This is a genomic window from Pedobacter sp. UBA5917, from assembly GCF_002432345.1.
GTDB lineage: Bacteria > Bacteroidota > Bacteroidia > Sphingobacteriales > Sphingobacteriaceae > Pedobacter.
Genome location: NZ_DJDT01000089.1, coordinates 1 through 17,917, shown reverse-complemented (window position 1 = coordinate 17,917; position 17,917 = coordinate 1). Strand labels below are relative to the sequence as shown.

General features: G+C 39.8%; 22 protein-coding genes and 1 pseudogene. 20 read left to right on the top strand and 3 right to left on the bottom strand.

The features are described 5' to 3' along the window. Positions 1-991, bottom strand: a pseudogene (locus B2V92_RS05540) (LuxR family transcriptional regulator); the annotation flags it as partial. A 205-nt stretch (positions 992-1,196) separates the two neighbouring features. Here B2V92_RS05540 and B2V92_RS05535 point away from each other — a divergent pair. The 9 genes from B2V92_RS05535 (at position 1,197) to B2V92_RS05495 (ending at position 5,000) form a co-directional block, all read left to right on the top strand. Further along, positions 1,197-1,529: a DUF4870 domain-containing protein gene (locus B2V92_RS05535; protein ID WP_293305507.1), complete on the top strand. Its 333-nt coding sequence runs from the start codon at positions 1,197-1,199 to the stop codon at positions 1,527-1,529. 18 nt (positions 1,530-1,547) lie between these two features. Continuing rightward, positions 1,548-2,060, top strand: a complete 513-nt coding sequence (gene tssD, locus B2V92_RS05530) for a type VI secretion system tube protein TssD (protein WP_293305505.1) — start codon at positions 1,548-1,550, stop codon at positions 2,058-2,060. Continuing rightward, on the top strand, positions 2,057-2,275 hold the full coding sequence (locus B2V92_RS05525) for a hypothetical protein (RefSeq protein WP_293305503.1): 219 nt from the start codon (positions 2,057-2,059) through the stop codon (positions 2,273-2,275). Before tssD ends, B2V92_RS05525 begins: the two co-directional genes overlap by 4 nt. A 19-nt stretch (positions 2,276-2,294) precedes the next feature. Then, complete coding sequence (locus tag B2V92_RS05520; protein ID WP_293305500.1) at positions 2,295-2,543, top strand: hypothetical protein; 249 nt, start codon at positions 2,295-2,297, stop codon at positions 2,541-2,543. A gap of 12 nt (positions 2,544-2,555) precedes the next feature. Then, a complete protein-coding gene (locus B2V92_RS05515; RefSeq protein WP_293305498.1) occupies positions 2,556-2,747 on the top strand; it encodes a hypothetical protein in 192 nt (63 codons plus the stop codon). 19 nt (positions 2,748-2,766) lie between these two features. After that, positions 2,767-3,210, top strand: coding sequence for a hypothetical protein (locus tag B2V92_RS05510; protein WP_293305495.1), 444 nt, complete (start codon positions 2,767-2,769; stop codon positions 3,208-3,210). A 26-nt stretch (positions 3,211-3,236) separates the two neighbouring features. Further along, complete coding sequence (locus B2V92_RS05505) at positions 3,237-3,662, top strand: hypothetical protein (RefSeq protein WP_293305492.1); 426 nt, start codon at positions 3,237-3,239, stop codon at positions 3,660-3,662. A gap of 63 nt (positions 3,663-3,725) precedes the next feature. Then, entirely contained in the window at positions 3,726-4,385 is a 660-nt protein-coding gene (locus B2V92_RS05500; RefSeq protein WP_293305490.1) for a suppressor of fused domain protein, read from the top strand. 87 nt (positions 4,386-4,472) lie between these two features. Continuing rightward, on the top strand, positions 4,473-5,000 hold the full coding sequence (locus B2V92_RS05495) for a hypothetical protein (RefSeq protein WP_293305487.1): 528 nt from the start codon (positions 4,473-4,475) through the stop codon (positions 4,998-5,000). A 166-nt stretch (positions 5,001-5,166) separates the two neighbouring features. Here the strand turns inward: B2V92_RS05495 and B2V92_RS05490 are convergent, their stop codons facing one another. Further along, positions 5,167-7,011: a helix-turn-helix transcriptional regulator gene (locus tag B2V92_RS05490; protein WP_293305485.1), complete on the bottom strand. Its 1,845-nt coding sequence runs from the start codon at positions 7,009-7,011 to the stop codon at positions 5,167-5,169. 228 nt (positions 7,012-7,239) lie between these two features. Between B2V92_RS05490 and B2V92_RS05485 the strand changes: the two genes are divergently transcribed. From B2V92_RS05485 to B2V92_RS05445, 9 genes are all read left to right on the top strand, one after another. Further along, positions 7,240-7,569 (top strand): DUF4870 domain-containing protein, encoded by a 330-nt coding sequence (locus B2V92_RS05485; RefSeq protein ID WP_293305482.1) that lies wholly within the window; start codon positions 7,240-7,242, stop codon positions 7,567-7,569. 7 nt (positions 7,570-7,576) lie between these two features. After that, complete coding sequence (locus B2V92_RS05480; protein WP_293305480.1) at positions 7,577-8,107, top strand: hypothetical protein; 531 nt, start codon at positions 7,577-7,579, stop codon at positions 8,105-8,107. Between the two features lie 83 nt (positions 8,108-8,190). Next, a complete protein-coding gene (locus tag B2V92_RS05475) occupies positions 8,191-8,757 on the top strand; it encodes a hypothetical protein (protein ID WP_293305477.1) in 567 nt (188 codons plus the stop codon). 11 nt (positions 8,758-8,768) lie between these two features. Then, positions 8,769-9,380 carry a hypothetical protein gene (locus tag B2V92_RS05470; protein WP_293305474.1) on the top strand — a complete coding sequence of 204 codons (612 nt, stop codon included), beginning with the start codon at positions 8,769-8,771 and terminating at the stop codon, positions 9,378-9,380. 63 nt (positions 9,381-9,443) lie between these two features. After that, on the top strand, positions 9,444-9,911 hold the full coding sequence (locus B2V92_RS05465; protein WP_293305471.1) for a hypothetical protein: 468 nt from the start codon (positions 9,444-9,446) through the stop codon (positions 9,909-9,911). Positions 9,912-9,924: 13 nt separating this feature from the next. Beyond that, complete coding sequence (locus tag B2V92_RS05460; RefSeq protein WP_293305469.1) at positions 9,925-10,422, top strand: hypothetical protein; 498 nt, start codon at positions 9,925-9,927, stop codon at positions 10,420-10,422. Positions 10,423-10,568: 146 nt separating this feature from the next. After that, positions 10,569-11,201, top strand: a complete 633-nt coding sequence (locus tag B2V92_RS05455; RefSeq protein ID WP_293305467.1) for a hypothetical protein — start codon at positions 10,569-10,571, stop codon at positions 11,199-11,201. A 301-nt stretch (positions 11,202-11,502) separates the two neighbouring features. Further along, positions 11,503-12,504, top strand: a complete 1,002-nt coding sequence (locus B2V92_RS05450; protein ID WP_293305464.1) for a hypothetical protein — start codon at positions 11,503-11,505, stop codon at positions 12,502-12,504. Further along, complete coding sequence (locus tag B2V92_RS05445; protein ID WP_293305461.1) at positions 12,504-13,391, top strand: hypothetical protein; 888 nt, start codon at positions 12,504-12,506, stop codon at positions 13,389-13,391. Before B2V92_RS05450 ends, B2V92_RS05445 begins: the two co-directional genes overlap by 1 nt. Positions 13,392-13,627: 236 nt before the next feature. Here the strand turns inward: B2V92_RS05445 and B2V92_RS05440 are convergent, their stop codons facing one another. After that, positions 13,628-14,311: an arylesterase gene (locus B2V92_RS05440; protein ID WP_293305458.1), complete on the bottom strand. Its 684-nt coding sequence runs from the start codon at positions 14,309-14,311 to the stop codon at positions 13,628-13,630. Between the two features lie 105 nt (positions 14,312-14,416). Between B2V92_RS05440 and B2V92_RS05435 the strand changes: the two genes are divergently transcribed. Then, on the top strand, positions 14,417-15,106 hold the full coding sequence (locus tag B2V92_RS05435; RefSeq protein ID WP_293305456.1) for an ABC transporter ATP-binding protein: 690 nt from the start codon (positions 14,417-14,419) through the stop codon (positions 15,104-15,106). Beyond that, complete coding sequence (locus tag B2V92_RS05430; RefSeq protein WP_293305453.1) at positions 15,099-17,633, top strand: ABC transporter permease; 2,535 nt, start codon at positions 15,099-15,101, stop codon at positions 17,631-17,633. Before B2V92_RS05435 ends, B2V92_RS05430 begins: the two co-directional genes overlap by 8 nt. Positions 17,634-17,917: the final 284 nt, after the last annotated feature.

Here is a 17,917-nt window from a genome sequence, read left to right as displayed (position 1 = left end):
TTTTGCCCAACCCTGCCAATAATATTTCCTCTGCCTCCTGGTAATTGCCATCCCGTAGGGCATATTCGCTTTTCAGCCCATAACAGTTTAGCAGAACCTCCTGCAGATTGGTTTTTGTAGCAATTTCGATGGCGATATCCGTGTATTTTTCGGCACTATCCCGATAACTGGCCGGAAAGTATTGAAAATAGGTATTGGCCGTATTAAGGGTTACCGCAGCGGTATTACTGAATATCAGTAGGCGCCCTTCTTGTTTTTTCGACAGCAGAAGCGCTTTTTTATACGTCGATAACGCTGAGTCCAATAAATTTCTTTTGGTAGTATCAAGTTTAAAACGGTCGAAATAAGTTTGTCCAACGGTAAAATAAGCATTATTTAAAACATCTACCTGTTTACTTTTTATAGCGGTTTGATAACATAAGGCAGCATACTTTTCCTGTTTAGCAGGGTTGTTGCCATAACCATAAAAACTGGCCAGATAGTGGTAGACCATGCTTTCGTATTCATAAGCATTTTGATCTTTAAAATAATCGAGTGCCTTAAGAAGCTTGGTTGTAGCTTTATCGTTTTCATCGTTAATCAGATCCAGCCAACCGTTACGGAACCATACGAAGCCTAAAGCTACCCTATCTTTCGTTTTATTGGCATAATACAGGGCACTATCGCGGCTTTGGTAAGCATGTTTCAGGTCCTTTTTCCAGACATCCAGGTGGATCAGGGTTGCAAATATAATGGCTTTACTTTTTCCATCTTTTAACCCTGCACTAAGTTTTAGTGCTTCATCTGTTTGTTTAAACGAGAGTGAAAGGTTTTTTTCGAAGTTGGCCCTCGCCATTTTGCACAGGATTTTTATCCGCTCTTCTTTAGTAAGGTTGCTTTGATCAAGCAAATTGCCCAGCGAATCGAGATATATCTTTTGGGCCTCTGCAGCCCTAAGCATCATAAAGATACAGAAGATGGTAATCAATAGTGTTTTCAGTGGTAGCTGCATAACCAAAAATAGAAAAAAGAAATATTGTTTATAAACACAGATTTACGACAAATAACTGAGATATAACCATTTAAACACATCCTGTAGACTCCTTGTAGTCGCTATTTCCGGCAAAGGTAGTTGCTGTGTAGTCTCTGTTTTCTTGGCTAAGGGTTTAAGTCACAGTAATTTTGGTTTATCAATTCATCAATAAAAATTTAATCCTATGAAACAGAAAACAATGGCCATTGTGGCCTACATTACACTAATCGGTTGGATCATTTCTTACCTGGAGTTTAAAAAATCAGCAGAAAAAAGTAAGCTTGTAAATTACCATCTTGGGCAATCGCTCGGATTGATCATCACCTCAATCCTATTGAGTGTTGTAAGTGGTATAATCCTGGCCATTATCCCGTCATTAGGGGCTGTTTTTTATCTCATTTTATTAATTCCATTTGTATTGCTATTGCTTGGCATTATAGCAGCCAATAACGAACTGGAAAAGCCCGTTCCGCTGATCGGAAAAATATTCGAGGGGAAATTCAATTTTGCTTCCTAACATCAAAAAACATCTCCTATGAAAACAAAATGGTATGGCCGGGCAATAACCTTATTATTATTGTTATGCACATTTAGTGCTGTTGCGCAGAATGAGGCACAGGCAGAAATAGAATTAAAATTAACGGACAAAAGTACCAATACAAGCCATAGTTATAAGCTTTATGGTGCCAGTTACTCGTTAAACAGTCCTTTTTATTCGCCCGATGAAGGCAAACTGGTAAATAACGGCAGTTGTAGTATTACGATGGAACTCGGCCAGGAGCCTGATGCATTTTTATTGAAATGGATGGCCGGAGGGCTTAAAAATACATCGGGCGAAATTACGATGATAACGGTAGAGAATATAAAAAAGCCACGTAAAATCACTTTTACCGATGCCCAGGTTGCAGCTTCATCCGAAAGTTTTTACAGTACCAGCAGCGGTACCTCGCCACAGCTTAGTTTTTATGTAAAAACGCTTGCTATAGATGGAACCACCATATTTTCGCCACAAAAGGCACCGTTAAGTACCAGCAAAAACATGTTATGATCATTTACTACCGTAAAATAGAGCAACCTATTTTTGAAGAAAAGTTAAGCAACTTTTCCAACCCTGGGCTATACTCTGCTGATTACATCGTATTGGTGGTTTATCAGTTACACCAGTCAACAGGTTTTGGCTATACTGTATTTAATAAAGTAAAAAGTGTTTATTACGACGGGGGAAAGCAACCTTGGGATTCCAAAACGGCAGTGGACGGATGAAATGAAAATCCATGCCCAAATGCGCGAAAACACGGTAACCAGGGCACCAAAAAATTTACGTTATACCACATTCGGTAAAGTTTTTATGGCTTTTGCCCTGGTTGCTTTATTAAGCGCAGGCTTTTTAGCGGTAAAAAGTATTTCGGACCGAAAAAACGAACAAAAACAGGAAGCAAAATTAACTGTAACGCCACGGCAGGGAGATCTTTACTACGGTTATTTCATTGAAAATAAGCCATCAGACCACGGTACAACAAAAATGCTGTGAACATGGCTCCGGGTGGATAAAATAGAAGGGAGTACCTACCTGGTATCGATCAATAAAGCCAGAACAGAAACACAGTTATCCCAAAATCAACCCGATCAGGGATTTGAGGATACACCGGTTAGGGCAGAATTTACCACTGGAGCCATACCCGGTTTCAAAGCAACCGATAACAGCTTTAATTTTTTTGCCAAAAGAAAACAATAAACTTTAATCCAAAACGATCATGAAAACTAAATTAACCACAATGGCCATTTTATTGATATGCTTCAGCTTTGCGGGCTGTAAAAAGGATGAGGTAACCGATAATGGGGATACTACGGTAGCCAGGCTTCAGGGTAAATGGGAGGCAACCCGATCAACAGAGCGGGTTTACGAAAAAGACAGCAATAAACTTGTATCCGAAGAAACATCCTCCTATCCGGCCAATAGCCGCACGATAGAATACAAGGATAAAAACATTTTGTATTATCGCGGCGGGGCACTCAGAAACACCTATGCTTATGCAATTATCGGGAGCGAAATAAGGCTAAGGGAAGGTAATAATGGAGTGTACTACCAGTTAAAATTCTATTCAGACACCCAGCATTCGCATACGGAGGAGAGTTTTTACACCACTAACAATGTAAAAATGAAGAGCACATTCGAAACCGTCTACATCAAAAAATAAATAAAGACTACTGAAATCCAAAAAACATGAAAAGATATATTTTAACGGTTCTGGTAGGGCTTTTGGCCATTACCGGATGTAAAAAAGAAAAGTTAAACGAAAATGAGTTGGGCAATCAGAAACTGCAGGGCAAATGGCTGGTTACTAATCTTAAGAGAACGACTTTAAAAAATGGTAAAGTGGTCGAAAGTGAAGAAAAACCCGACGGCACAGTGATTTTCGAATTTTCGGGCAACAGATTGAGCTTAACCGAAGGGAAAGATCCTAGTCAGAGTTACAGTTATACGGTAGAAGCCAACGAGATTGTACTCCGCAGCGATGGCAATGAAGCTGTTTTTTTCAGGTACAGTTTCAATTCTGATACACAATTATCACTAACACAAAGTGAAACCGTAACACAGAACAACGTAACCTCCGAAGAATCGCAAACTTATGTGATGACGAAAATGTAAAATCGGCAAATAAAATGGCAACATCTTTGAAGTGCAATTACAACCCCTGAAAACTAAATAAAAATGATGACCCCGGAAATCTACAGACAGCAGTTTACAACAGACGACACACCTGGATGGCAGGCGATAAACAATCAGTTGGAAAAAATATATGGTGATACTGAAGCGCGCCACTATCCACCACTATGCGGAATCCATTATGTGGCAGGCGGAACCGACCCGATAGATGGTGCCAGTATTTATGATAGCAAGCATCAAACTTTTCACCGGCATATTATCAGTTATGGCATGAGTGAGCTTTATTATAACGAAGAAAAAGCCGGCGGCGAATTTAGCAAATGGGGTTTCGAATTTACATTCAGGCTTACGCCGTTTAAAGATGACGAAAACGATCCTATTTGGGCAATAAATGTAATGAATAACCTGGCACGATATGTTTTCTCGAGCGGGAAGTGGTTCGAAGAGAATCATTTTATACCGGCCAACGGGCCTATAAGATTAAATACCGACACGCAAATAACCGGTTTTATTTTTGCACTGGATCCAGAACTTGGAAAAATAGAAACACCCCATGGCGAATTAAGCTTTCTTCAGTTAGTGGGTATTACCGATACAGAAGTAGAACAGCTGAAAAAGAGTCCAACTGTTGGTGCTGTGCACGAACTGATAGAAAACCTTAAAAAAGATAATCCGTTGCTCATAACAGACCTGAACAGAAAGTAAAGTCCTGATTTCAGTACAAACAGGACAGAATAATTATTTACCCGGTGTTTTGGTAACTGAATAGTTCCTTCAATAAAAGAAACCGTTATGAAAAAAAGAAACATCTTTTTGGTGTTGCTGATTTTAGTACTTTCCTCCTGCCAGTCGAAAAAAGCAACCGATTTAAAAACGACCCTCGAACAAAAGGACCGCACCGCATTCAATGTTATGGTAGGTAAAAATGGACCAAGCGAGCGGAAACTGAAATGCCTCATTGATGGTGATTTTAATGGCGCCTTAAAAGCATTGGAAGAAGAAGAACAGGCATTCGATAAAATCATCGTTGAGATAAACGCATTGCAAACAGATGATATTAAACATGGCAACGAGCTCAAAGCTGCAGCGGCCAATTATTATACCGCGGTTAAAGAACTGGAACTTTCTGAACGTTTAAATATTGCCCAGCAACAGATAAGCTTAAATAAGGCAAATGCTGAAAAAGTACGCGATGCCGCAACACACAAACAGCTGCAATTATCTAGGGATAAACTGGAAATGCATAAAACTGTTAATAAAAAAGAGCAATTACTTGCCGAAGCAAAAAAACAATTCGATTTGGTTAATCATTTGAATTAAGCGCTTTAATGTTTTGCTATTATTAACAGCATTCAATAAAAAGGAGCATCTAAGCTTAGATGTTCTCAGGTGGCTTAGGTGGTAAATTAAATGGTGTAATGTTTATTTTTTATCACCACCTTAGACACCTGAGATCACCTGAGTTTTACAGACCTATTACTAAAACCTACCCAATATGCTGTAAAAACAGGTTCAGATCGTCTTCCTTGCCGAGCCCCAGTTTCTGTTTAATGCGATAACGGCTCATGCGCACACTTTTGGCTTCTACATGCATCAGCTGGGCAATTTTTTTGGTATCCATTTTTAAATGCAGGTAAGCGCATAATTTTAGATCGAGTGCTGTTAATTTCTGTTGTGCCCGTTGATTGAGCAAAGAAAAAAACTCAGGATGAACCTCCTGGATCTGGAATTTTGCATCTTCAAAATCATTATCCAAAAGTAATTCCTCGTTCCATATTTTATTGATATTAAGCTGTGGCGCATCACCAAGCTTTTCTTTGATATGGAAAAGCATTTCCTTTTTATGCTCCAGTTGCAGTTGGTTGGCCATTACTTCTTTCTGCAACTGCTGCTGCTGGCTTTCCAACAGCTGCTGCTCTGCTTTTAACCTTGCCTTCTCTTCTTTTTCGAGTTTCATCTGCAGTGCTGCATCCTGTTTCTCCAGGTTCAACTGTTTTTCGCGCTGTAGCGAATACCTCAACCTGAAATGATAGGAACGGAACATAAATATCAATCCCAATAAAGAGGCAATGGCAATGCCAATATAAAGGTACTTTTGCTGTCGGGCATATTTTTCGCGCTGTTTTAACAGCTTTACTTCATTGTTTTTTTTTTCGGCCTCGTACTGTACTTCCAGCTTCTGGGCATTCAGACTACGTTTTTCGTCAAAAAGTTTATTACTGTATTCTGTAGCTTTCTTTTGGAACTCCAAAGCCTTTTCATAATTTCCCCGTTCCTCATAGAAATTCGACAGGGCAGTTACCACATTGATCATGGTGTAATAATAAGGTACTTCCTGACTTTTCATTACGGCGTAAGCCTCCTGCAAATAACCTTCTGCCATGATAAAGTTTTGATCCCTTTTTGCATATTCGCTTAAAATGCCCAAACTGCTCGCCCTTATTTCTTCTCCATTTATTACTCCCCTCATTACCTCGTTAGCCATACCGGCATAACGGATGGCATTGGCTTTTGCCTGCTGGTCGGTATCAGGGAAAAAACGCAGGTAATAATCGGCACTATTGATACAGGACATTGCATAGGTTTTCCGTGCAACATATTTTGGATACTGCCGGTACAGACTTTGTGTTTTGTTTAAATAATAGATAATGCTATCGCGCATCAATTCGTTTTTGGTGGCGGCATAATTGTAGGTGGCAGCAACCGATAAAGCAATGTACGAATTGCCCAATAAATTATAATCGGTCGTTTTTAAGGCATTTTCTGTAGCTGCCCGGGCATATTTGTTTACATTTTTAACATCATCACGGCGCGAGCTGAGCATATATAACTGGTAGTACACTTTAGCAGTGAGGTAATGATCTTCTTTTTTCCCCAACGTTTTCAGTACCAGTTGGCAGTATTTGGTTACTTCTTCAACATTATCAACCGCACTATAAAATAATGCCTGCGCATAATAGGCATAAGCCTGGGCAACGGGCCGCCGCGATTGCTGGGCGAGCGATAAAGCAGTATCGCTTACATTTTTTGATAATATAAATTGCTTGGTAGTACCGTATACACTTGCCTGCATGGTATAGGCTTTTACGGCTTCATCAACGTTCTTGGTTTTTAATGCCAAAGCCACACTCTCCCTGGCTTTAGCAATGGCCGCTTTATAATCGCCATTTATCCTGCTCCGGTCTGCCAGTTGGGTAAGCAGTGCCGGTTTATCTTTTTCACTTAGTTTATCAATTGCAGTACTATCCAATAGGGTTTGCGCATCTGCACTAAAGCCAACTATGGCAATTACAATTAAGGGTAATAAGTTTTTAAAGATAGGATGATTCATATCGTAAAATTAACATAAAGATTGGAGCCTGGGCAAAGTTGTAGACTAAAAACTAAAATTAAACAAACACACAAACAACTAAAAATCAAAAAGTTAAACAAATCTGTAGATATATTGTAGACGTTTTTTTTAAAAGCTGTAGATGCTCTGTAGCTATCAAATCCTTTAAAACCCTACCAATTAGCCCCAACTTTGGATCAAACAATTTTTCACCTAAAAACATTCATCATGAACAACAAATCTCTTGCAATCATTTCTTACATCACCATTATTGGTTGGTTGATCGCTTATCTTATTGGGAAAGACAAAGCCGATGCACTGCTTAAATACCATTTAAGGCAATCGTTAGGCCTGGCCATTGTAAACATCATATTTGGTGTAGCCTTAAATATCATTGCATTTGCAGTACCTAGCTTATCTTTCTTAGGTCTTATCGGTTACGTATTTATCGTGTTATGGATTATGGGGATTATCAATGCAGCAAATGGCGCTTTAAAACCTGTTCCCCTTATTGGTAAAATGTTCGAAGAAAAATATTCTTCTGTAGATAAATATTAAGATGTTTATGCGCCTCAACTTTAAAAATGTCATGCTAATGGTGGTGGTTTTAACCACCACTGCATGCGAATTTTCGTTGAATACGCCTGAAGAGTATTTTGACCGGGTGGCTTTAAATACTAATTCTATATCACGTTTTGGTGGCGAATATTTTAAAACTTACCTAAAATACATCAAAGGTGGTGTAAACACACCTGATTTTAACACCTGTGAAAAGTACCTGAAAAATAATTCGATTGCAAGGGTAGAGCAGAACATAACCAAAATAAAGGATATGCGGCCTACCAAAAAAACAAAACCGATGATTGATGCTGCGCTTGATTTGTATGCCTTTGTATTGAAAAGTTATCAAACCGATCACCTCAAAATTGCCAAAATGATCGATGAACGGGCACCTGAATCCGAAATTAGTAAAGCGATAACCGAAATGGATAATAAAAGTTACGATGCCTTTGTACAGAAATACAACAAACTTTGGGACATTGCCGATGTATATGCCAAGGATAACGGAATAGAAGTAAAAAAGATGCCTTTTTAACAACATAGCCTCAATCATTCATTACTACTTCAATCATTCATTCAATAATTCATTCATTCAATAACTCTCTAACTCATCTACCTATGATCAACATCACCACATTTAAAGAAAATTTAGGATTAAGCGAAATCCCAGTTGAATTGGAAAAACTGATTTATTTTCAGAACAACATTTCTGCCTTCGAAAATTACAGCCATGGTTTTGGTGTTTTAATCGATGATAAATCAGGTTTAAAAAGCTGGAGCGAAGACGAAGGATTTTTAAACCGTTTATTGCCTTTTGCACAGGCCAATGGCACAGGATCTTTTTACACGATATGGAACGATGGAAGTAACCAGCCTTTAAACCAGATGCCTGTTGTGGTTTTTGGAGATGAAGGCGGGGTTCATGTTGTTGCCGAAAACATTTTACATCTTCTGCACCTGCTCACTTACGATGCCGAGATCTGGGTTGATTTTGATCAGGCCTATTTTTACAAGAATAAAAACAGCTACGAAGAAAGTGAAGACCTGGGCGAGTATTTAAAATGGCTGGAAGGCGATTACCACCTCAGCCAGATTGAAGAGCCAAACGAACTGATTAAAACCGCGCAGGAAAGACACAAAGAAAATTTCGATAAATGGTTTGAACAGTATTTTGATGAAAACTAAAAACGTATGCTATGATACAGGAAATTAAAGAACGGATTGAATTATTTAACAGCAAAGTTGGAAAGTATAAAGAAATCTCTTTCGAAGCGGCAACACCACACGAAATTGTGCAGTTAAAGGATTATTTCAAAATCCCTCTTCCGGCAAATCTAGAAACGCTTTATTACCATTTTGGAGGATTAACGCCATATAACCATGAACTGTTTGCTTTAAGTATTGATAATCCTAAATCTTTGCTCGAGAGTTTGGCCCATCACAACCAATGGTACCGTTGCCGCTCGATGGGATTGGTAGATTACATCAGGTTCTGCTGGATTAACGACCGTCCGGAACTGGATGAAGGCAATTACCTGAGCAGCGAACAGATTAATTACCTAAACAGCAATTATAAATGCTTCGGACTTTATAGAACAGATTGGGGTTATGAAGAGGCATATTACCTTTATTTCGATCGCAATGGAAACTTCGGTACCGTGCGTTATCACCAGGATGATATATCGGCCTTAATAAATGATTATTTAATACCGCTAACAAACAAAAGCCTGGCCAACGAAACACTCGAGCCGATGTTGCGGCGAATCATCGACCAGCTTGAAGCAGGGATTTTGGCAGAAAACGAATAATTCCGCTCCATATTTTTAATCATGAAATAAACATCATCTAACCTCAACTATCATAGAAAAACAATGGAAACATTTAAACATTTCGAACAGGAAGGAAATACCTATAAACTAAAAGTACAAAAAGGGTTCTTTTATACCATCACAATAGGCTGTATTGCCGCCATCATTGCCATTTTATTATACAGCAATAGCAAGGGCAATGTACTGTTTATTGCTTTTTTTGCCTTCGTGGCCATATTGGGTATCCTCCGCACTACCGCTGTACTTACTTTCGATAACCAAAACCGAGAGATAGCACGCAAGCGTTTTTATTTCAGCTCCCCTACCCATTATCATTTTGATGATTTTGACCATTTTCTGATCTCTAAAACCAAAAGCACCTTTATTACTGTGGGTGTACAGGCCATCATGGTGATGAGGAAAGGTAATAAAACCAAACATCTTTTATTAGGGCAAACGGTATTTACCGCAAAACCGCTTCAAAGGCTTACTGATGAAATCAGCGTAATAATGGGGCTACCGCAAAACTAAAAAACAAGAGAAGATGACAACATATAACCTTAAAATAGAAGGTGGCCGTTTAAGTTTTCAACCCGAACGCGATTATAAAGGCAAAATTTTGTTCTTCGCGCTACTTGCAGCAGGTATATTTATGGTAACACCTATGCTCCATCTTTACCACGATACCCAATGGGGCGTAACGGCTATTGGTGTGGTATGTGCCATTACCGCCATATACGATTTTGTATTCCATTTTAACATCACCTATATCTTTGATCAGTATACGGAACAGGTGTACCGGAAAATCCCCGGATTGTTTACCCGGAAAATTATGGCTTTCGAAGAGGTTTATATCCTGCATGTAGACGAAGACGGGCTGCTACATTATGCATTATCGCATAAACAGAATAAATATGGCAAAAGCTACGCCATCAGCCAGCCATTTGGTACCAGCAGAAAAAGCCAGGTGCGGCAGGAGTATTTTGAAACAGAAATTTTAAGGGAAATTGATTTATGGATAGCAAATTCCTCCATCCATTAAAGGTTTTAGGCTCAAAAATCAATCAGTTTATGATCAACTTTTAATAAAAAACGATCCCAGAATGTAAAAAAGTAAGGCAAACAAATTGCAGTTAGAAAAACAGCCGTTAAAAGTTAATGTTATAGTATTCATTATCAATTGAGCAAATGAACAATAAACAAGCTCCCGATATTTACGAGACATATGCCGTTTACAACCACCCTGCATATTTTGAGAAAATGCATAAGGTAGAATGGCGGGGGCAATTGCAGTCGTCAACGGGTGGACGCCTGTTCAGCATAAAATACTATGGCGAATTATATAAATGGGTGTTAAGACAGGAAGAAAAATATCTGACACTTTTCCATCAGGAATACGGCAAAGCTTTTAATGGATTAATAGTTAGTACCGGTTTTGCACCTGAGCTTATTTACGCAGTAGATGTAATAACCGGTGAAGAAATACTATTGTTTGACGGCTGTACTCAGGGGTATGACAACCTGTTTTACAACGAGTGGACAGTGCAGCAACTAAATCAGCGGAGGGCTACCCGGTTTTATGCTGATGTTAATGGAAACGAAGTGTTCAAAATTGTTATACACACTTATTCTAATGTAGATTATAAACAAGAATACGAAAGGCTCCAGAACGATGAAGGAGATATTCTGCTGATCAACGGTGAAATTGTAGATATACCCTACCTGCAGCGAAATGGTTTTGATGCCATTTGTATTAACGCTTACAATAAAAAGGGAGAAATGGCAACCATACATGAAGCCGAATTGGCTAAACAACGGTAATTAACATAAAAAACCAGCTCGTTACCGGGTGTTTATTGTGGGGTAGTTTAAATATGGAACAGTATGAATGATCAGATTCTTTAAAATGAAAAATATGCAAAAATTTATAATAGCAAATGATTTCGATGAGTTAGGGAAAAGTTGTTGCAGACTTTTGCTTTTGTAGCGGGAAGCAATATTGTTGACTTGAATATTGCAACTTATCCAAAACTTACCAAGATTGTAAGAAGACATTTTGGTTTTTCAAATAAATAGACCAGAGTTTCGAACAATACAAAATATTAAAATTAAATAAGCAGTAATGAACCACAACATCAGCAAAGGACTTTCGATATTCTGGAGCATATATATGTTCTTTTTCGCCATTCCGTTTCCAATCTTAATGTATTACAATACCAAGGAGGATAGCATACCCAATCTGATTGACAGCAATCCATGGTATTCGCTTACTTTGCTTGCCATATCGATCCTGTTCTGGGCTGTATTGTTAACTGGTTATTACCGGAAATGGGTAGTCCGTCCCTTTTTGATCAAACGGAACATAGAAAAACTTAAAACCACCGGAGAGCCGCGTGAAGCCAAAATACTGGAATCGACAAAAGTTTCGAAACCGGGAGCAACTTACGATACCTACGAACTTAAACTACAGTTTAAAAACCTGGTGGGTAGTACCGTTACGCAAAGAACCATGGTAAACGATGCAAAACCATACGAACGCCGTTACGAAGTAGGTAAAACCACTGGCATTTTGTTAGATAAAGAGGTAAAAAGTGCCCCCTATTTTATTTTTGCCACTACAGAAGTAGGCATGAGGAAAATAATTGTTTTGCTTACGAACCTGGGCTGGCTAACTTTTGCAGCTATTGTTGTTGGCTATTATATCTATTCCTATCGTTTAGAAAGTATGGGTGCAGGCTGGCGCTTTATGGGGATTGGCCATCCTTTATTAACCTGTGCTTTTACGCTGCTACTTTATCGTGCCTTCGGAACTTTTATCCTTAGCAAGTTTATTGGCAAACCCGACAAATTGTTCATGGTTAAATTTAAAGGGACGAAGACTAATGCCCGGTTGCTCAAAGCCAGTCAAACCGGAACCTACATCAACGAGCAACCGATGATCAATTTTGAACTCGAATTTGCAGATCAGTTTAATCAGAAACACAGAATTAATATCAAAAAAATTGTAAACCTGCTTGATCTGGACATTACCAAACAGGAATATGTTTCTATTTTTTACCTCAAAGACGATCCGCAACAGGCGGCTTTCGAGAAAGATTTAAATGAAGTTGAAGGAGAATTCTGATGAAAAACCTAAAACAATTTTATAGTTTGATTATACTGTTTAGTCTGTTCACATTAAGCTGTAAGCAGATTACCCAAAGTGTAGATGAAACCTTTCATCCCAACGATTCTTTAGTCAAACAATACAATAAAGAAAATCATTCTGGTACAAATGGCGAATATACAGGAACCGCAAAAACCAGTACAATAACTTCGGTACAGCGCCATCAGGAAAAAATAATTGTGATAAACGGCGACACCATTAATACACCTGAAATGGAGCTGAAAGCAAAAGAAATGTTCCATGATATTGATCTGTTAAAGCAACAAAAAAGCCCCGAAACGGCTAAAGAAATACAGAAAAGGGTAAACCAGTTTTTAAAAGAAATGAAGCTTCCGCAAGGCGGACTTAAAAACATTGATACAGAAAAACCGGTGATAAAAGCGAAGAAAGGTTTATTGAGTATTCCTGATCTGGCTTTGGCCGAAGAACAGTTAAAAAGATTGCCCCAATACCGTAACAAAGAAATTATGGTATACCAATCGGTTCATTTTTATGATAATGGCTCCATAAACCTGATGTTACAGCACCCTGTAAACCCTAAATATGTTGATGCTTACGAATATCGGGATGGGGCATGGTCGGCACCAAAACCGGTATTGGCCAGGGATATCGAACGCAGAACATTCCCTTTAAGCGGAATGCATTTTGAAGATGCCCGTAAAGTTCTCAAAATCTATAACGAAAAAGCGGTCCAGATTGAGGGTGCAAAACCAACCACTTCAGTTTACATTTCTATATGGGACGAAAATATGCGCTGGTTCCCCGCCGGTATTAATGGAACAAGAGAGCGTTTCGATATCCAGTTTAACCGCGATGGATCGCTTAAAAGTTTTAGGCAGGAGTAAGAAATATTGGTCAACTAAATATTTACACAAGAAACTCCGTCATCTCGACCGAAACGCAGTGGAGCGGAGAGATCTATCTCGAGATAGATTTAGCTTCGCTGAGCACTTACGTGGTTCTCGACTACGTTACACTCCGCTCGAAATGACGACCTCTTGCTGCTAAGTTAATTCATTGCATTCAGTCAGCTTTGTGTGCTCCGTGTTTTCACTCTGTGTTCTCTGTGGTAAAAAAGAAACTACAACTCCCCTTTCAACACCACCCAAACATTTTCCGCTAAAATCTTATCACCTTCTGCTGTAGGATGTATACCATCTGCCTGGTTTAATTTTGGTACACCGCCAACTTTATCCAATAAAAACGGAATCAAAGCCATCTGGTTTTTTTTTGCCAGGTCAGGAAATATGTTTTTAAAGTCTGAAGCATATTTAGCGCCCATATTCGGTGGCACCTGCATACCTGCCATTATCAGTTTTACATTTGGGTATTTAGCTTTTACGCGATCAATGATATCCTGCAGATTTTTGATCGTTTGTGCAACAGGCAAACCCCTTAATCCATCATTGGCGCCCAGTTCGAGCACAAAAATATCAACAGGCTGTTTAAGCAACCAATCAATCCTGCCTTTGCCCCCGGCCGAAGTTTCGCCACTTAAACCACCATTAATTACATTGTAGGGCATTTTTAAAGAATCGATCCTATTCTGGATCAGGGCCGGATAAGCCTCCGTTGGATCAAGTCCGTAACCTGCCGTTAAACTCGTACCAAAAAACAGGATATTTTTCTTTTTAACTGTTGTAACCGATGTCTTTTGGTCAGCCGAATCTAAAGTTTTATCCTTATTGCTTTTACTTTGTTGATTTCCACAGCTTAAGAGTATCAGGCTCAAAACAAATAGCCCCATTAATCGTTTTCGTAACATATCTAATAAATCTATATCTAATTATCGTTAAACCATTATCTTAACAGGCACCTGCCGGTTATGTTTGGCAAAAAAATCTATACGCAACCTTAAAAAAATCAGCTATTGGAAAGCATATTGAACATCCGAAATGTAAGCAAAATTTACCAAAGTGCCGGACGGGAACTCACCGTTCTGGATAACATCAATTTTTCTATTGCCGCCGGATCAACAGTGGCCATTACAGGTCCATCCGGAAGCGGCAAAACTACACTACTCGGTTTATGTGCCGGTTTGGATAGGGCAAGCAGCGGCACGGTAGAACTGAACGGAATCGCCCTGGAAAAACTCAGCGAGGATGAGCGTGCAGCCGTGAGAAACCAATATGTGGGTTTTATTTTTCAGAATTTCCAGCTGTTACCAACCTTAACTGCACTCGAAAATGTAATGGTTCCTTTAGAGTTAAGGGGTGCAAAAAACATCAAAGCCCATGCCTTAGAGCTATTGGATAAAGTTGGCCTGGCCAACCGTTCGCATCATTATCCCATTCAGCTATCGGGCGGCGAGCAACAGAGGGTTTCGCTGGCAAGGGCATTCTCCAATCAACCGGCTATTCTTTTTGCCGACGAACCAACCGGGAACCTTGATGCCGAAACAAGTGAAAAAGTAATCAAACTGCTTTTCGATTTAAACAAAGATGCCGGAACCACCCTGATCATCGTAACACACGACCTCGAACTTGCTGCGCGTACATCCAGAACCATTAGAGTTAAAGGTGGCGTAATTATTTCAGACGAAAACCCTACTTATGCCTAATAGCCTTCCAACGCAAAGCATTAAATTTTCGTGGCTGTTTAAAATGGCCTGGCGCGATAGCCGGAAAAACCGGGCACGTTTACTACTTTTTATATCATCTATCGTTTTGGGGATTGCAGCCCTCGTGGCCGTATATTCGTTTAAAGATAACCTGCAAAGGGATATCGACGCGCAGGCGAAAGAACTTACCGGCGCCGATCTGGTTTTAGACAGCCGCAAAGGGGTAAGCAAAGCAATGCAGAAAATGCTCGATACTCTGGGTGATGATCGTTCGCAGGAGAAAACATTTGCCTCGATGATCTATTTCCAAAAAGGTGGTGGCAGCCGTTTGGTACAGATGAAAGCCCTGCAGGGTAATTATCCTTATTATGGCATAATTGAAACCATTCCTTTAGCCGCAGCAAAGAATTTCCAATCGGGAAGAAATGCGCTGGTTGATCAAACTTTAATGTTACAGTACAACGCCAAAGTTGGCGATTCGGTTAAAGTGGGTGATCTTAATTTTAAAATTTTAGGCACCTTAATAAAAGCCCCCGGACAAACGGGAATCGGATCGAGCATTGCGCCTACGGTATATATTCCCCTACAATTGCTCGATAAAACGAACCTGATTAAAACCGGAAGCCGGATTAACAATAAATTCTATTTCAGGTACGATGATCCTTCAGGAATTGATGCCTGGGTTAAAAAACAGGATGCAAGACTGGAAAAAGAAGGTTTTGATGCCGATACAGTAGAATCACGGAAAGAGCAAACAGGCCGGTCGTTTAAAGATGTAAACCGTTTTCTGGCCCTATCAGGCTTTATTGCCTTACTATTGGGCTGCGTTGGTGTGGGCAGTGCCATCCATGTATACATTCAGGAAAAATTAAGTGCCATTGCCACTTTGCGCTGCTTGGGTTTGAAAGCCAGACATGCCTTTTTAATTTACCTCATCCAGGTTTTCTTTATCGGATTAATTGCTTCGGTTCTCGGGGCCATTTTGGGCACGGGTATACAGTTCCTGTTACCCCTGGTGCTCAAAGATTTTCTTCCGGTCGAAATTACCATGCAGGTTTCGTGGCTGGCGGTTGGTCAGGGAATTTTATTGGGGCTGATTATTTCCATTCTTTTCGCACTCCCTTCACTCCTATCGATCAGGAAAATTTCGCCGTTAAATGCCATTAGGGCCTCATTTGAGAAAGCCGCAGGCAGAAGAGATCCCTTAACCTGGTTGGTTTATCTGCTAATGGCTGTTTTTATCACGGGTTTTACCCATTTACAGATGAAAACCTGGATACAAACACTCGCTTTTACAATGAGTATAGCTATCGCGTTTGTACTGTTGCTTGTATTGTCGAAATTACTGATGTTCCTCGTAAGGAAACTCCTGCCCAACTCATCGGGTTATTTATGGCGACAGGGTTTTGCCAATCTTTACCGCCCGAACAACCAAACCTTGATGCTTACGGTTTCCATCGGTTTATCTACCGCATTTATCTGTACGCTGTTTTTTGTACAGGGCATATTAATGAGCCGTGTTACTCTTTCATCAGGTGCCAATCAGCCCAACATGGTGATGTTCGATATCCAGAATACACAAAAGGAAGGATTAGACAGCCTAACTAAAGCATTTGAACTCCCTTTGATGAACCAGGTTCCGGTAATTACCATGCGGATTGAAGAAATAAATGGGAAAAAAGCCAGTGCCGATACCAATAACAGAAGGGCTTACCGCAACGAGATCAGGGCTACTTATCAGGATACCTTAACCGCAGCTGAGAAAATTACCTCAGGTAAATGGACTGGGAGAATAAAACCGGATGAAACGGTTTATATTTCTTTAGATCAGCGTTATGCCCAATCTATCAATGTTGGGTTAAACGATAAAATCCTTTTTAATGTGCAGGGCATGATGATCCCGACTGTTGTGGGCAGTTTAAGGGAAGTAAACTGGAGCCGCATGCAGACCAATTTCAGGGTGGTTTTTCCGGCAGGTGTGTTGGAAGAGGCACCACAGTTCCATGTATTGATGACGAGGGTACCATCGGGAGAGGTTTCTGCACGTTTTCAGGGCGAAGTGGTGCAAAAATTTCCGAATGTTTCGGTAATTGATTTAGATCTGGTTCTAAAACTATTGGATGAACTGTTGGGCAAAATCGGCTTCGTTATCCAGTTTATGGCTGGCTTTAGTATGGTTACAGGATGGATTGTACTCATTTCATCGGTATTAACAAGTAAAAACCAACGGATAAAGGAGAGTATTTTATTGCGGACCATGGGTGCAAGCAGAAAACAGATCCTAGCCATAAATGCGATTGAATATTTCTTTTTAGGTGCTTTTGCAGCAGCTGCCGGATTAATTTTAGCTATCGGTGGAAGTTGGGCATTAGCTAAATTTATTTTCGATGCAGCATTTATTCCGCCATTTTTACCAACGCTCTTGTTATTTGGTTCTATCGTATCACTGGTAGTAATTACGGGCGTATTAAGCACGAGGAGTATTTTGAACCAACCACCGTTAAAAATATTGAGAACGGAAGGGTAAAAGCGTACGGCGGTTGGGCGTTGAGGGTTAACCACAGAGGAACAGAGAAAGGCATTGAGAGCGCAGCGCTGGGCGGATGAATTAACGTTAAGGAAAAGTATACTTTTAAGCGGTAGTTATGGTGATTGGTGATTTATTCCATCATCAATTTTACATCTTACATCGTTTGACCATTAAGAAATTAAGAACATTAAGGTTGTATCAGGCACGAGCTATTGGTGATTTAATTCCATCATCCATTTTACATCTTACATCATTTGACCATTAAGAAATTAAGGACATTA

What these genes read in the sequence shown, in the direction of transcription:
- B2V92_RS05535 (WP_293305507.1), top strand. Translation starts at nt 1,197, where the DNA reads ATGAAACAGAAAACAATGGCCATTGTGGCCTACATTACACTAATCGGT.
- tssD (WP_293305505.1), top strand. Translation starts at nt 1,548, where the DNA reads ATGAAAACAAAATGGTATGGCCGGGCAATAACCTTATTATTATTGTTA.
- B2V92_RS05525 (WP_293305503.1), top strand. Translation starts at nt 2,057, where the DNA reads ATGATCATTTACTACCGTAAAATAGAGCAACCTATTTTTGAAGAAAAG.
- B2V92_RS05520 (WP_293305500.1), top strand. Translation starts at nt 2,295, where the DNA reads ATGCGCGAAAACACGGTAACCAGGGCACCAAAAAATTTACGTTATACC.
- B2V92_RS05510 (WP_293305495.1), top strand. Translation starts at nt 2,767, where the DNA reads ATGAAAACTAAATTAACCACAATGGCCATTTTATTGATATGCTTCAGC.
- B2V92_RS05505 (WP_293305492.1), top strand. Translation starts at nt 3,237, where the DNA reads ATGAAAAGATATATTTTAACGGTTCTGGTAGGGCTTTTGGCCATTACC.
- B2V92_RS05500 (WP_293305490.1), top strand. Translation starts at nt 3,726, where the DNA reads ATGATGACCCCGGAAATCTACAGACAGCAGTTTACAACAGACGACACA.
- B2V92_RS05495 (WP_293305487.1), top strand. Translation starts at nt 4,473, where the DNA reads ATGAAAAAAAGAAACATCTTTTTGGTGTTGCTGATTTTAGTACTTTCC.
- B2V92_RS05490 (WP_293305485.1), bottom strand. Translation starts at nt 7,011, where the DNA reads ATGAATCATCCTATCTTTAAAAACTTATTACCCTTAATTGTAATTGCC.
- B2V92_RS05485 (WP_293305482.1), top strand. Translation starts at nt 7,240, where the DNA reads ATGAACAACAAATCTCTTGCAATCATTTCTTACATCACCATTATTGGT.
- B2V92_RS05480 (WP_293305480.1), top strand. Translation starts at nt 7,577, where the DNA reads ATGCGCCTCAACTTTAAAAATGTCATGCTAATGGTGGTGGTTTTAACC.
- B2V92_RS05475 (WP_293305477.1), top strand. Translation starts at nt 8,191, where the DNA reads ATGATCAACATCACCACATTTAAAGAAAATTTAGGATTAAGCGAAATC.
- B2V92_RS05470 (WP_293305474.1), top strand. Translation starts at nt 8,769, where the DNA reads ATGATACAGGAAATTAAAGAACGGATTGAATTATTTAACAGCAAAGTT.
- B2V92_RS05465 (WP_293305471.1), top strand. Translation starts at nt 9,444, where the DNA reads ATGGAAACATTTAAACATTTCGAACAGGAAGGAAATACCTATAAACTA.
- B2V92_RS05460 (WP_293305469.1), top strand. Translation starts at nt 9,925, where the DNA reads ATGACAACATATAACCTTAAAATAGAAGGTGGCCGTTTAAGTTTTCAA.
- B2V92_RS05455 (WP_293305467.1), top strand. Translation starts at nt 10,569, where the DNA reads ATGAACAATAAACAAGCTCCCGATATTTACGAGACATATGCCGTTTAC.
- B2V92_RS05450 (WP_293305464.1), top strand. Translation starts at nt 11,503, where the DNA reads ATGAACCACAACATCAGCAAAGGACTTTCGATATTCTGGAGCATATAT.
- B2V92_RS05445 (WP_293305461.1), top strand. Translation starts at nt 12,504, where the DNA reads ATGAAAAACCTAAAACAATTTTATAGTTTGATTATACTGTTTAGTCTG.
- B2V92_RS05440 (WP_293305458.1), bottom strand. Translation starts at nt 14,311, where the DNA reads ATGTTACGAAAACGATTAATGGGGCTATTTGTTTTGAGCCTGATACTC.
- B2V92_RS05430 (WP_293305453.1), top strand. Translation starts at nt 15,099, where the DNA reads ATGCCTAATAGCCTTCCAACGCAAAGCATTAAATTTTCGTGGCTGTTT.